Source organism: Paenibacillus sp. EB106-04-04-XG159, assembly GCF_058791835.1.
The window spans coordinates 65,991-79,194 of sequence record NZ_JBYTDY010000003.1 but is presented as its reverse complement, the minus strand read 5'-3'; the positions used below and the strand labels follow the sequence as shown (position 1 = coordinate 79,194).

The 13,204-nt window shown below is 45.9% G+C and carries 13 protein-coding genes; 9 read left to right on the top strand and 4 right to left on the bottom strand.

Annotation, left to right across the window (positions count from 1 at the left end; translation table 11 throughout):
* The first annotated feature begins 29 nt into the window (after nucleotides 1-29).
* A complete protein-coding gene (locus AC3WTP_RS04700) occupies nucleotides 30-944 on the top strand; it encodes an N-acetylglucosamine kinase (protein ID WP_492393429.1) in 915 nt (304 codons plus the stop codon).
* Between the two features lie 206 nt (nucleotides 945-1,150).
* Nucleotides 1,151-1,678, top strand: coding sequence for a Crp/Fnr family transcriptional regulator (locus AC3WTP_RS04695; RefSeq protein WP_492393428.1), 528 nt, complete (start codon nucleotides 1,151-1,153; stop codon nucleotides 1,676-1,678).
* On the opposite strand, the gene hmpA is transcribed toward AC3WTP_RS04695, so the two are convergent.
* A complete protein-coding gene (gene hmpA, locus AC3WTP_RS04690; protein ID WP_492393427.1) occupies nucleotides 1,639-2,859 on the bottom strand; it encodes an NO-inducible flavohemoprotein in 1,221 nt (406 codons plus the stop codon). The genes AC3WTP_RS04695 and hmpA overlap by 40 nt on opposite strands.
* Before the next feature lie 305 nt (nucleotides 2,860-3,164).
* Here hmpA and AC3WTP_RS04685 point away from each other — a divergent pair, with 305 nt between their 5' ends.
* Nucleotides 3,165-4,469 (top strand): MBL fold metallo-hydrolase, encoded by a 1,305-nt coding sequence (locus AC3WTP_RS04685; protein ID WP_492393426.1) that lies wholly within the window; start codon nucleotides 3,165-3,167, stop codon nucleotides 4,467-4,469.
* Between the two features lie 16 nt (nucleotides 4,470-4,485).
* Nucleotides 4,486-4,698 carry a DUF3006 domain-containing protein gene (locus AC3WTP_RS04680; protein ID WP_492393425.1) on the top strand — a complete coding sequence of 71 codons (213 nt, stop codon included), beginning with the start codon at nucleotides 4,486-4,488 and terminating at the stop codon, nucleotides 4,696-4,698.
* A 103-nt stretch (nucleotides 4,699-4,801) separates the two neighbouring features.
* On the opposite strand, the gene AC3WTP_RS04675 is transcribed toward AC3WTP_RS04680, so the two are convergent.
* Nucleotides 4,802-5,779, bottom strand: coding sequence for an S-layer homology domain-containing protein (locus AC3WTP_RS04675; RefSeq protein WP_492393424.1), 978 nt, complete (start codon nucleotides 5,777-5,779; stop codon nucleotides 4,802-4,804).
* 162 nt (nucleotides 5,780-5,941) lie between these two features.
* Here AC3WTP_RS04675 and AC3WTP_RS04670 point away from each other — a divergent pair, with 162 nt between their 5' ends.
* The 3 genes from AC3WTP_RS04670 to AC3WTP_RS04660 all read left to right on the top strand — a co-directional run bounded on the left by AC3WTP_RS04670 (nucleotide 5,942) and on the right by AC3WTP_RS04660 (nucleotide 8,194).
* The gene (locus AC3WTP_RS04670) at nucleotides 5,942-6,493 is read left to right on the top strand and encodes a nitroreductase family protein (RefSeq protein WP_492393423.1); all 552 of its coding nucleotides are present in this window, start codon (nucleotides 5,942-5,944) and stop codon (nucleotides 6,491-6,493) included.
* 291 nt (nucleotides 6,494-6,784) lie between these two features.
* Nucleotides 6,785-7,414, top strand: a complete 630-nt coding sequence (locus tag AC3WTP_RS04665; protein ID WP_492393422.1) for a DedA family protein — start codon at nucleotides 6,785-6,787, stop codon at nucleotides 7,412-7,414.
* A 246-nt stretch (nucleotides 7,415-7,660) separates the two neighbouring features.
* On the top strand, nucleotides 7,661-8,194 hold the full coding sequence (locus tag AC3WTP_RS04660; RefSeq protein WP_492393421.1) for a YceI family protein: 534 nt from the start codon (nucleotides 7,661-7,663) through the stop codon (nucleotides 8,192-8,194).
* 74 nt (nucleotides 8,195-8,268) lie between these two features.
* Here AC3WTP_RS04660 and AC3WTP_RS04655 read toward each other — a convergent pair whose 3' ends face one another.
* Entirely contained in the window at nucleotides 8,269-8,622 is a 354-nt protein-coding gene (locus AC3WTP_RS04655) for a winged helix-turn-helix transcriptional regulator (protein WP_492393420.1), read from the bottom strand.
* Nucleotides 8,623-8,868: 246 nt separating this feature from the next.
* Between AC3WTP_RS04655 and AC3WTP_RS04650 the strand changes: the two genes are divergently transcribed.
* Both AC3WTP_RS04650 and AC3WTP_RS04645 read left to right on the top strand, forming a co-directional pair.
* The gene (locus AC3WTP_RS04650) at nucleotides 8,869-10,050 is read left to right on the top strand and encodes a cation:proton antiporter (RefSeq protein ID WP_492393419.1); all 1,182 of its coding nucleotides are present in this window, start codon (nucleotides 8,869-8,871) and stop codon (nucleotides 10,048-10,050) included.
* 82 nt (nucleotides 10,051-10,132) lie between these two features.
* Nucleotides 10,133-11,602: a phospholipase D-like domain-containing protein gene (locus AC3WTP_RS04645; RefSeq protein WP_492393418.1), complete on the top strand. Its 1,470-nt coding sequence runs from the start codon at nucleotides 10,133-10,135 to the stop codon at nucleotides 11,600-11,602.
* A 331-nt stretch (nucleotides 11,603-11,933) separates the two neighbouring features.
* Here the strand turns inward: AC3WTP_RS04645 and AC3WTP_RS04640 are convergent, their stop codons facing one another.
* Entirely contained in the window at nucleotides 11,934-13,124 is a 1,191-nt protein-coding gene (locus tag AC3WTP_RS04640; RefSeq protein WP_492393417.1) for an MFS transporter, read from the bottom strand.
* Nucleotides 13,125-13,204: the final 80 nt, after the last annotated feature.

The window sequence follows — 13,204 nt, the reverse complement described above, 5'->3', positions numbered from 1 at the left end:
AGGCATTGGCTTGAGAAGGACGTGATGAGATGAAGAGATATGTGGCTGGTATTGACGGCGGCGGGACCAAGACTGCTGTGACGGTGGCAGATGAACATGGAATGGTGGTGCGCACCTTTACCTCTGGGGCCATTAACTATAATGGAATGGATGAGGCCAGCGTTCATCGTCATGTAAAAGATATCGTAGATACGATTGCCAGCATATGCGGAGATCTTGATCGCTGCGAGCACATCTGCATCGGTACGGCAGGCATCAGCAATCCAATTGTCAGGGATCGGCTGACCTCTCTGATTCGTGCATGCGGCTACCGAGGCGGGCTGCTCCTGAAGGGAGATCATGAAACCGCGTTATACGGCGCACATGAGAGCGAATACGGCATCATTCTTATTGCGGGAACAGGATCGATCTGCTGTGGACATAACGAATCCGGTCAGACACACCGCACAGGTGGCTGCGGTCATCTGATAGATGACGAGGGGAGCGGGTACAGCATCGGCCGTGACCTGATCTCTGCTGTGGTGCGGTCGAATGACGGCCGCATACCCGAAACCTTGATCACTCGAATGGTATACGACCAGCTGCGGCTGGAGTCGGTTCAGCAGCTGATTGGCTTTGTCTACGATAAGCGAACCCATAAGAAGGATATCGCGGCTCTAGCGCCGATTCTGTCAGAGGCATGCGCCAAGGGTGACCAGACGGCGATGATGATTGCGAATCGAAGTGCTCATGCTTTGTACGAATTGGCGTTTCCCGTCATTGAAGCCTTGTCACTGCAATGGGGAGATCTAGCTATCGCCGGGAGTGTGCTGCTCAACAATGGATATGTACGGACTGCCTTCATGGATCTGCTGATGCAGAATTATCCGGATTTACACTGCTTTACTCCAAAGAAAGATGCTTCTTACGGGGCTGTCTTGATGGCACTGAAGGGTTTAGGTTAGTATAAGATAAGCTGGGTATAATCTTATTCCAACAGATTGTGTCATATTGAGGGACTGATCGATTAGTCATCCAGAAGGCTAACGGGCAGTCCTTTTGTTTTGTTTATAAGAGTGTTGCATAATGGATTTAATTTATAGGAGCTGTCCCATAGTGTTGTATTATCCACATACGAGACAGCTCCATTGATTCTAACGAGGTGATCAATATGCATTTGCATAGAGGTGAAATATTATTTCATCAAGGGGACAGCGGTCCCCTATATCGTGTAAAGAGCGGTCTGCTAAAGATTGTCCGTATTCACGAAGACGGGCATCAGCTTCTCATGAACATTATCGTAACGGGTGAAGTTATTCCTCACCATTCCTTAGTAAGTCCTAATCCTTATCATGGCACAGCTATCGCTCTCGTACCCTGTGAGATTGAGATGATTACCTCGTTGGAATGGTATGGCATGCTGGCTCAGGATCCTGAGAAGTACCGTGACATCGCTATAATGTTGCAAGACAAGTTGAAAATGATGCAGCAGCGCATAGATCAGCTGACCCAGGTCACTTCCGCGCAAAAGCTCGAGATGCTGCAGCAATGGTTTGACAGCTATATCGCGCCAGCCAGATTGACAGACATATTAACTCAGGATGAGATCGCGCAATTTATCGGTTTGCGTCGAGAGACGGTTAATCGCCTGCTGCGGGCTCAATCCAATAAGCTGCCTGCTGGACCGAAGAACTCATAATGAATATTTGCTGCGGATACATTCATCGCTAGCAGTGCTTGGTACACGGCTTTCATAAATGGCCGCGGTCCCGTGATATAGAACTGCGCATCTGTTGAAGGAACGATGGACTGCAGCCAATTCTGATCGATGAACCCTTCCTTATGATAATCTGTTCCGAATACGTCATGCTCAGTTGGTCGTTCGTAACAGGTGTATACGGACAACTGTTGATGCTGGTGTGCTAATGCGTCCACATGCTCTTTCATCGCATGTACGCTGCTGTTGATCGCGGAGTGAATATATTTAACGGATCTCTGCGGTTGATGTTCAACCAACCAGTTGAGCATGCTGATCATTGGAGTCAGACCGACACCGCCGCTGATCAGAACAACTTCTTGATCGTCAGATTGCTGAAGTGTGAAGTCACCTGCTGGAGCCGACAGCTGCAAGGTATCATTCTCTTGGATGGAATCGTGCAAATAAACCGAAATCTTGCCCGCAGGCAGGTCGGGGTTTGTGTCTTCACGTTTCACTGAGATGCGGTAATATGGCTTGCCTGGCGCATCCGATAAGCTGTATTGACGGTTAAAGGTATATTCTTCACCTGGTATATCGATCTTAACAGTCACATATTGTCCTGGAATAAACGAAGCTATAGCTTTGCCATCCTGAGGCACGAGATAGAAGGAAGTGATAACGTCGCTTTCCTTCACTTTCTTGGCGACTGTAAAGGCGCGGAAGTCACTCCATCCGCCTTCTTGGTGCTCTGCTTGATCGTACATTTCGGCTTCTACACTGATAAAGGCATCTGCGATAACGCCGTAAGCCTCAGCCCAAGCATTAATAATCTCATCCGTCGCGGCATCGCCAAGCACATCTTTGATCGCCGCAAGCAGATTCTCGCCGACGATCGGGTAACTCTCTGCCTTAATGCCTAAGCTGCGATGCTTGTGTCCGATCTGCTTCACAGCCGGAAGGATCGCTTCAAGATTATCAATATGCATGGCCGCCGCATATACCGCGTTAGCTAATGCCGCCTGCTGTCTGCCTTGCTTCTGATTGGCATGGTTAAACACATTCAACAGCTCAGGATGTTTGGAGAACATCATTTGATAGAATCGTTTCGTAATCTCTTGCCCGTGAACCTCCAGCACTGGAACAGTTGATTTAATAATTTGTATCGTCTTCTCACTAAGCATATTCATTCGTCCTTTCGCACGCATAGTTTAATTTGTATATATTAAAAATTATAGAATCCGTATAAAAACGAAATTGTGATGTAGATCACACCAAATGCTAACAATCTGTGAATGATGATCGGCTAAGGCTGTCAACTTAGTCTTTCTTTGATTTGTCCGGAAGGTTAAGTATGCTTATGGCCATCTATGTACATTGTTTCATATTGTAGGTTACAATAGTGGGTAATGTAGGCTAAACTCTATACCAGAGTTATTCTCCTTGCGCAGAGTGCTTATACATCAAGAAATAGGGGGTATTAGAGAATATGAAAAGCTTCAACAAGCGCTGGAAGTGGCCGCTTCTAATGTTCATGCTGCTCATTCCGCTGCTTGCCGGTTGTTCAGTCGCCGCGGATGAGATTAAGCAGCTTGATCAAGCAGGCACTAACACAGCTTCAGGCAGTATGCAGGCGGAAGGAGAACTTAGTGTTCATTATATCGATGTCGGACAGGGAGCGTCGCAGCTTCTAATCGGACCGACGGGCAAAACGATGTTGATTGATGGCGGCGACAACAGTCAGGAAGATACGGTTGTAGGTTACTTGAAGCATATGGGAGTCTCGAAGATCGACATTTTAATCGGTACTCATCCAGATGCGGATCATATTGGGGGATTAGACAAAGTTATTGACAACTTTGATATTGGCAAAATATATATGCCTAAGATCCAAGCAAACACAAAAACATACGAATCTGTGCTTCAATCCATCAAGAATAAGGGGCTGAAGGTCACTACAGCTAAGGCGGGCTTGGTGCTGGATTGGGAGCCTGGGATTGAAGTGGAGATGATCGCCCCAGTCCATACTTATGATGATCCGAATGAGATGAGCGCTGTTGTACATCTAACTTACGGGCAGACGAAGTTCCTCTTTACAGGGGATGCAGAAATAGAGAGCGAGAAGGATATGTTAGCTTCAGGTCAAGATATTGAATCCGATGTTCTGCTTGTAGGTCATCATGGGTCTAAGACATCGACAAGTCCACAGTTTCTGAATAAGGTCGATCCAAGCTATGCCGTGATTCAGGTTGGCAAGGATAATAAATATGGTCATCCTGAGCAGGAAGTGCTGAATCGTCTGCAAGGGAAAGGGATTAAGATTTATCGCAATGATGAGCAGGGTAATATCGTCTTTACGACGGATGGGAAGCAGATCACCGCTGACGTGAATCCATGGAATGAGCAAGCTGCTTCATCGACCGAATCGGGGAGCGGGAAGGCTAAGGCTAAGGGGGCTGGAACATCAACGGCACCGCAGCAGAAAGCGGCTGATGAAGGCTTAACGGTTCAGGCGATTATCGATAACGATGTGCCTAAGCAGAATTCATCTGTTACGGTAACTGTGACAGTGAAGGACAGCAAGGGGAAGCCGGTAAACGGAGCGAACGTGGCGTTGAACCTGCATTATAAATCGAAGGATACTCCTTACGAAGGCATCACAAATGCCAAGGGAGAAGCAGCGTTAACTTTTGAGATTGGTAAAGCATCTAAAGGATTTACGGTTAACGGAGATATCTCCGTGACACATAATGGAAAGTCGAGTGAAGCTCAGGTCGCCTTTACACCGCAATGATCGGAGGGAACAAGTGATGATCGGGATCGTTGATCGATTCGAGAACAATTACGTTGTCATAGAGATCGAAGGCGTGATGAAGGACATCCCCGGAGAACAAGTCGCACGATCAGTAAGTTTAGGAGATGTGGTCGAGCTTCTGAATGGGATCTGGATCACAAATAAGTCAGCGACTGAGCGGCGAACACAGGATATGAAGAAGCTGATGGATGATGTGTGGGAAGATTGAGAAGTAAACAGGTGCAGCCGTATACCGGTGCAGCATTAAAAGGCTGTCGAGAGTGTCTCGACAGCCTGAGCTGTATTCGGGATGCGGCTTTATTCAAGTCGCCTTATTTCGTTGCTGGAGGAGCTGAATGCGTATTTGAACCAGGAGGGATCAGCTGCAGTCCAGACTCTTGACTGCCCAATCTAGGAGTATACTTGGTGGATATATAAGTTGTCGCTTTCCCTTCCTTAATGACTTGCGGATAAAACATGCCTGGTTCAGGCGGCAGGATCCGATAGTTGATCACGGCTTCTTTCTTGTCAAAGTCGATGGAGGACACTTCCAGCCCGTATCCCGGATGAGGCAGCGTAGCAGTGATCGTGACGAGAAGTATATCATCGTTAACTTTCTCTGATGTCAGACTAACCTCGTACGGATTCTCCTCGATAGGCAATGTTGGATTATTTTTGCTTAGAAATTGATGAGCTCTATCGATCATACCTGCCGCTTCACTGCGAGTAATCGCATCCTTCGGACGAAAATTCTGCTTCGAGTCCAGCTTGGCGATATCCGCGATCAACAGCTTCTGAATACTGTCCGCAAATGCGGGGTTAATGGATTCGTCGTCATTAATCATTCGATACACCTCAATCCAAGCATAATCGCCTTTCTTGCTGAGCGCTTGAAACAGCCAGTGGCTGAATTGTTCTCTGGATACCTCTGCAGCAGGATCGATAGTCTCATCCAGATTTAGACTATTGTGCAGGGCGACGATGAAGGCTTGAGAGTACCAGACGTTATCCTTCACCTTCGTGAAATAGTCGCCGGCTTTAGGCTCTTTCACGAATTTAATGTGATGGAGATTCAGATCCATCGCGTTGACAATTAGTGCGATAGCGGATGCGTTGTTCAGCTTGGCGGTTGGTTTAAACAGACCTGATGTGTCCCCAGATAGTATTCCTTGCTGCTGCAGACGCTCGATAGCGTCTTTCTCTGGATCATTCTTCACATCGCTGAAAGCCGATACTGTTCCGCTAAACGTAAAGCAGATGACCATGATCATCATCAGTGCTAGTCTAGTCCATAGTTTGAGCTTCTTCATGGTGGATACTCCTCCTTATTGTAAATTTACCATATTTTTTTGAATTTGTTTATTTCTGACGTGAACGAGCCAAAAAGGTTGCATCTATTTTAATTGTTAATGAAGTAAGGTATAATAGTCTGATAATGAATATCAATATCATGATGAAAAAGGAATGAAAACATGCAAACGACAACATATCCTATGGCTGAGCTTATTCGTACAAGACGTTCCATCAAGCAGTTTAAGACGGATCCCGTTCCTACTGAAACGATCAGCGAGTTGCTGGACATCGCCGCTTGGGCACCCAATCACGGATTGCGCGAGCCGTGGCGTGTTGTGCTGTTCACAGGCGAGGGTAAACAGATTATCGCAAACGCTATTGCCAACAATGGAGCCAAGAAGAGCGACCCGGAACCGCTGCTCCAGATTCCAGCGTTCCTGCTCTTTATCGTGAAGCAAGATCCGCGCCAGAAGGAGCGGGAAGAGGATCAAACGGCTGCAGCTATGTTTATTCAAAACTTTCAATTAGCTGCTTGGGAAAGAGGGATTGGATCGATCATGAAGACAGGCCCATATATCTTCTCACCTAGCTTTTTAGAGGAAGTAGGAGTTATGGCCGGAGAGAAGCTCATAGGTGTGCTGCAAGTAGGCTATCCAAATGCTCTTCCTGAACCGCGTGAACGTACGCCAATCGAGCAGAAGCTTAAGGTTGTGGATTCGATATCGCTATAAATTGAAAATGAAACGGTTTTATAGACTTAGATAATATCTAAATGAATAAGGTGCACGAAACAGGGATTGTCTCAACAAGTTATGTGAGTAACTAAGGGACGTCCCTTTTTCTAATTGAAATATGATAGGAGATAAAGTACAGTTGTTACATATTGGTCAACCGCATCATTGTTGATTCAACACGAGCACGGAGGCATTAGGTTGAAATGATGATCATTTATATGATAAGTTTTGAATGAAGAATTTCTGGTGTGACTATATCACTTAATTGCAGTAAAGGAGATTTCAATAATGCAAGATTGGATTATTCAGATTATGAATGATTTCGGGTATCTGGGGGTATTCTTGCTCATTGCAGTAGAGAATTTATTTCCTCCGATTCCCTCTGAAGTCATCTTGACCTTCGGCGGGTTTATGACTACTTATACGAACATGGAAGTCTGGGGAGTTATTCTGTTTGCAACGCTTGGCTCGGTGTTTGGAGCGATTGTGCTGTACTGCATCGGCCTTTTCCTTAATAGAGAACGCTTAGAACGCTGGTTGGAGAGCAGATGGGGGCGTATGCTTCGTCTTAAGGTAGAGGATGTCCGAAAGGCAGAAGGGTGGTTTGCTAAACGGGGTAAAACAACCGTATTCTTCTGCAGATTCATTCCGATCGTGCGGAGTCTCATCTCGATCCCGGCTGGTATGGCACGTATGAATTTTATTACTTTTACGCTGCTGACAACGATTGGTACATGCATCTGGAACATCGTGCTCGTTTATTTGGGGGCATTCTTTGGAGCTTCTTGGGAAGTTATTGCGGGTTACATCGACACGTACTCATCCATCACACTTTACGTATTGGTCGCATTATTTGTCATCGCGGCAGTTGTTTACTATTTCAAGCGAATTGCCAAGAAAGACAAGAAAGTGGATTAGGTCTAACACGATATCGTAGTTTACATGAATCATAGAGGGGCTGCATATTACTTGTAATGTGGAGCTTCTTTTTTATGTCTTAATGGGATATTGCCCCTAAGCTCAAAGCTCAAGCCAGGCGCAATAGTATCCTTTAAGTAACTATCATACAAAAAAGTGCGTACTTCACAACTAAAATAGGAGCTGTATACTTATAGTTACACGAAGTAACTATCTGATAAAATTAATGTAGGGGAGTAATGTACAGTGAATAAATCCAAATGGTCAGTTGATCCAGCGCACAGCAGTCTTGATTTTTCCATACGTCATATGATGGTAGCCAATGTAAAAGGAACGTTTCATTCCTTCGAAGCAGCAATTGGCGCAGATCCAAGCGATCTAACTACAGCAGACATTCAATTCTCAGTAGATCTTTCGAGTATTGATACTCGCAACAATGATCGTGACAACCACTTGCGTTCGGCTGATTTCTTTGACATCGAGAAGTTCCCTCAGATGACTTTCACAGCGACAAATATCGTTAAACGCGCAGACGGCGATTATGATGTAACGGGCGATCTGTCATTGCACGGAGTTACTCGCTCAGAAACATTTGTCGTGACATTTGAAGGTGCGGGCAAAGATCCATGGGGCAATGAGAAAGCCGGCTTCAGCGGTACTGGAAGTATTAATAGAAGCGATTATGGACTGACATACAACGCGGCTCTGGAAACAGGCGGTATTCTGATCGGGGATACGGTTAAGATTACGATTGGTATAGAGGCTGCTAAGCAAGCCTAATAACATAATAGATTTAGATTAAGAGAAAGCCGCGGACATATCCGCGGCTCTTCGACTTGTATAAGAGATACAGATTATAATGCCTCTGTATCGTCCGATTGTTTCGTATTCATATGCTCAAGATGAGTTAAGCCCCATGCATGCATCGCATCTAAGAGCGGAAACAAAGTCCTGCCGTGATGAGAAATGGAGTATTCTACTCGAGGCGGAACCTGAGGATAAACATCTCGATGTATGAGATCCTCCTTCTCAAGCTCTCTGAGCTGTGATGTCAGCATCTTCTGTGTAATATTCGGGATCTGACTCTTGAGCTCGCTAAACCGCATCGTACCGTTGCGATATAAATAATACAGAATCGTCGGTTTCCACTTTCCGGCGATGATGCTCAATGTTTCGGGTACCTTGCATTGTGAAGAATCTGCATCCATTATCGAGCTGAGCCCCCCTATGCATAATTTAACAAGCACTATAATACTGATTATATAACAATATTTCGCAGCATCCAATTTCATGTAATGGTAAATGTTAGCGAAGATGAAATAAAATATTGAGTATTCATGAATTTTTATTTATAATTAAAGACAATTGAATCAGATTGATCTGGAGGAGCCTGTCATTGCAGGCTCCTCTTTGTCTTTTTTTCAATAATTATCAACAAGGAGTGTGAACTTAAGATGGAATTTGTGTTGTATCTTGCTTTAATTCTGTTCAGTACCAAAATAGCTGGGGACTTGTCTGTAAGACTTGGTCAGCCTGCTGTCTTAGGCAAACTCGTCGTTGGTATTCTGCTTGGACCTGCGGTTCTAGGCTGGATCGAAAACAACGACTTTATCCATTATATGTCCGAGATCGGAGTGCTGCTGCTTATGTTCATCGCAGGCTTGGAGACGGATCTGGACCAATTGCGACGTAATTGGAAATCATCCTTTGCGGTAGCGGTCGGCGGCATCATCTTGCCATTTATCGGTGGATATTATACTGCGATTGGTTTCGGGTTCTCATCGAAGTATGCGTTATTCTTCGCGGTTCTCTTCTGCGCAACTTCCGTGAGCATATCCGTACAAGTACTGAAGGAGATGAATAAGCTCAGTACGCGAGAAGGCACCACGATACTCGGGGCAGCCGTCGTCGATGATGTGCTCGTGGTCATTCTGTTAGCCTTCATTATGAGCCTGCTGGGTGAAGGTTCAGACACTTCGATCGGTCTCCTGGTCGGCAAGCAAGTGCTGTTCTTTGTTATCATCCTGCTTGCGAGTGTGTTCGCCGTTCCTGTGTTTATGAAATGGCTGTCTAAGCTTCGGATAACCGAGGCAAAGATTAGTGCGGCCTTGATCGTCTGCTTTTCGTTTTCATACTTTGCGGATTGGATGGAGCTGGCCGGCATTATCGGCGCTTTTGCAGCTGGAATTGCCGTTTCCCAAACTCCGTTCCAGCATGAGGTAGAGAAGAAGATTGAGCCGATTGCATACGGCATATTCGTACCTGTATTTTTCGTGAGTATCGGATTAAATGTGTCCTTCGCGGGGATTGGCGATCAGCTTGGTCTCCTGATCGTGATGACAGTTGTAGCCATCATAACGAAGCTGGCAGGAGGATGGATAGGTGCTCGCCTGACAGGCTTTAGCAATCATTCTTCATTGGCTATTGGCGCTGGAATGGTATCAAGAGGAGAAGTTGCGTTAATTATCGCTGCTACAGGATTGCAGTCTAAGCTGCTGCAGCCAGAGTATTTCACTTCAGTTGTTATTATGGTCATCATCACTACACTAGTGACTCCTCCTATGTTGAAGATTGTGTTTAGCGATAAGGGACAAACAAGATCGCAGGTTAAGAATGAAGGGGCAGTAGAAGCCTAAGTCGTCTAATTCATATGAGCATGTTAATAATATCTCATGATGAGCATCTTGGTATAGGATAAGCGGGGGAAGGTCATTGCAGTTGAACAAGATTAAGGCAACGTTGAAAAAGTACAAAGTAGGCAAAGTGCTTGTCCTTCTAGCAGCAGTATACATGTTGTATGTGCTTGCCTTTGGCATTCTTCCCTATGCTTCATATCTGGATGTAAATGATGAATTTAGTCGTAGCACGAATGCAGAGCAATTTTACGGAACAGATCGCCCGTCGGTAGACAGGGCGGGAATTGTTGAAGATGGCAAGGATGGCTTTGATGATAGATTGCGTCTCATTAATTCAGCGGAGGACACCATTGAGATATCCTGCTACGCTACACATTGGGGCGATAGTACGGAATATTTCATGGGAGCCTTGCTGGATGCAGCCGATCGAGGCGTTCATGTTCGATTTATCATAGACGGTGTAGCTCACCATTTGAAGAGGGATGCTGAAGCTGCTGCACATGCGCTGTCTATCCATCCTAACATTGAACTGAAATTTTATAATGAACCTATGTTTCTTAAACCGTGGACCTTCAATGGCAGGCTGCATGACAAATATTTGATTGCAGATGACAAGCTTCTCATACTAGGCGGACGCAACATAGGCGATAAATATTTTGATACGGAAGGATATAAGAAGACTTTAAGCTTGGATCGGGATGTATTGGTATACAATACAGCTTATGATACGGAACAGGTGAAGGACAGCGTTATATTCTCCGTTAAACAGTACTTTGAGGAAATATGGAATCTAGACATAAGTAAGAAGCCTTATCGTAATCTGTCAGCACAGCATCAAAGGGATGCCGAAGCCGAAGCGGTTCGTTTGAAGCATAAATATGCTGAACTGAAGGCAAATAAGGCGAGTCTATTCAATGGAAGTTTCGATTATATGGACGTTACCGTTCCTACGCATAAGATCAGCTTCATTCATAATCCGATCCACAATGGTAAGAAGGAGCCGCATGTATGGTATCAGATTAGCTCTCTACTGTTGAATGCAGAAGACAAGGTGAAGATACAGAGCCCGTATACGGTTCTTAATTCATCCATGCGGGACACGATGACGGAGATTGGCAGTGACCTCGATGAGTATACTTTGCTGACGAACTCACTAGCCTCCACACCGAATGTGGCAGCCTTCTCCAGTTATATGGGCGAAAGAGAGAGCGTTGCAAGTACGGGTGTTCAATTGTACGAATACCAAGGAGAGCACTCGATTCACGGCAAATCCTTTATCGTGGATGATGAGCTATCTATTGTGGGCTCTTATAACCTTGACATCAGAAGCACATATATTAACACGGAGGTCATGTTGGTTATACATGGGGAAGAGTTCGCAGATCTGCTGGAGCAGAAGATGGATGTTTATCAGTCCCAGTCTCTCCTGGTAAATGAACAGAATAACTATGAAGCTAATGATGATCTGGCAGAGCGCGAAGTCTCTGAATTCAAGAAGATTGGTGTAGGAATATTATCGGTTCTGTCGCCTTTGTATAAATTTCTGCTGTAGAGTGAGTTTATAGCAGGCAATCATCCATGAAGCCAAAAGGGGGCTTGTCCTATATGTATGAGGGCAAGCCCTTTTGGCTCGCCGCGGTGGTTTTAGAGGCTGAGACGTCAATTTGAGCATCTCAGCCCTCGTGCGAGCTGATATTGGAGCTGAGGCGTAAAATTTTGACGTCTTAGCTTTTTTTGGCTCGCCGCAGTGGTTTTTGCAGCTGAGACGTCAAATTTCTGCATCTCAGCCCTCGCGCGAGCTGATTTGGAGCTGAGGTGCATGTTTTTGACGTCTTAGGGGATGCGCGCGCAGCCTGATCAACGTCCCGATTCAACCGCAAAGATTAGCTGCTCATCTTCATATTGGCGCCAAGCGAACGATCTCGCCTCAGAATATACCCCATCAATCCGAGTGAGGCAATGATCAGGGTAGACGGAATCCAGAAGATGCTCGGTGTCACACCTTCAATAAATAACGGGAGAAAATAACCGATTAAGGATGCGGTCTGCGAGATGAATACGTACAAGCTGGCGCCGAAGCCTGCTTTATGGATGAACATTCGTTGGACATAGCCCATTCCGACTCCGTATAAGACGGAGACGAAGAAAGAATACAGCGGCTGTACTAGGAAGAAGCCCAGCAGTGATGTACTGCTGCTGTAAGTTAAGTAAGCGGCCAGCGCGAATATGGCGCTGAGCCCGATGATCGGCTTGCTGCCGTATTTAGCCGCCCAGTAGCCGGCCATTGTCATGAACAGCAGCTCGAATACAGCTTGAATGCTCCATATGTATGACATGAGACGCGGATCGCCAAACAGCTGGTTGACGACAAGCGGCAGATATAATCCGCGGATCGCGTCCGCACAGGACAACAGCAGGATAGCGAACAGCATGAGGAGGGAGAAGGCTTCTCCACCGCTGCTCTTTTTGGCGGCTGTTTCGATCGTAACCTCTCTATAGAACAGCAGCAGGATAAATAGTGATGCATACCCCGCTAGGTTTCCCCATAGCACACCCTGAAATGTAGCAATTAGGAACAGATTAGCGCCTACGAGAAGTCCGAGGAAGAAGCCGATGCTTAATGAAGCGCGCAGCCAGATCTGTGAGATCTCGACCAGGTTAGGAGCGTATCTTGTAAAATGATTGCGCGACATCGCGAACAGCTGCCCGTTTACCATGCCGGATGGCGCGACAGCCAAGATCATTCCAATAAGTGCTGAAGCATAGCTGTCCGCTTGCATGTAGATGAGTAGCCCGCTGACGCACAGCAGCGATGCGATCAATGGGATCGTCTTCTTGCGTATCATGCGGTCGCTGAAGAAGCCGACAGTGATGGTGAGCACCATATTAAGCAGCAGGGAGGACGCAAAGATGCTGGCGATCTGGGCTTTCTCGAGCCCGATAGAGTCTTGCAGATAGATGGCGTTCATCGGCGCGAGTATGCCTGTTCCCATTCCATATATGAATAGAACGAATATAAGTATTCTTGCTCCGCGTATATTCATAAAGCTTTTAAAGTCCTGCCATATGCGCATGGATGAGGCTCCTTCCCGAATATTATAGTTCTTGTGATCAACAGTTCAGGAGTTCAGGATCTATAAATTATTCTACCAGA

Excerpts from the sequence above, each read along its gene's own strand:
- AC3WTP_RS04670 (WP_492393423.1), top strand. The coding sequence starts at position 5,942 with ATGCAAACGACAACATATCCTATGGCTGAGCTTATTCGTACAAGACGT.
- AC3WTP_RS04685 (WP_492393426.1), top strand. The coding sequence starts at position 3,165 with ATGAAAAGCTTCAACAAGCGCTGGAAGTGGCCGCTTCTAATGTTCATG.
- AC3WTP_RS04650 (WP_492393419.1), top strand. The coding sequence starts at position 8,869 with ATGGAATTTGTGTTGTATCTTGCTTTAATTCTGTTCAGTACCAAAATA.
- AC3WTP_RS04665 (WP_492393422.1), top strand. The coding sequence starts at position 6,785 with ATGCAAGATTGGATTATTCAGATTATGAATGATTTCGGGTATCTGGGG.
- AC3WTP_RS04640 (WP_492393417.1), bottom strand. The coding sequence starts at position 13,124 with ATGCGCATATGGCAGGACTTTAAAAGCTTTATGAATATACGCGGAGCA.
- AC3WTP_RS04675 (WP_492393424.1), bottom strand. The coding sequence starts at position 5,779 with ATGAAGAAGCTCAAACTATGGACTAGACTAGCACTGATGATGATCATG.
- AC3WTP_RS04680 (WP_492393425.1), top strand. The coding sequence starts at position 4,486 with ATGATCGGGATCGTTGATCGATTCGAGAACAATTACGTTGTCATAGAG.
- AC3WTP_RS04695 (WP_492393428.1), top strand. The coding sequence starts at position 1,151 with ATGCATTTGCATAGAGGTGAAATATTATTTCATCAAGGGGACAGCGGT.
- hmpA (WP_492393427.1), bottom strand. The coding sequence starts at position 2,859 with ATGCTTAGTGAGAAGACGATACAAATTATTAAATCAACTGTTCCAGTG.
- AC3WTP_RS04700 (WP_492393429.1), top strand. The coding sequence starts at position 30 with ATGAAGAGATATGTGGCTGGTATTGACGGCGGCGGGACCAAGACTGCT.
- AC3WTP_RS04655 (WP_492393420.1), bottom strand. The coding sequence starts at position 8,622 with ATGGATGCAGATTCTTCACAATGCAAGGTACCCGAAACATTGAGCATC.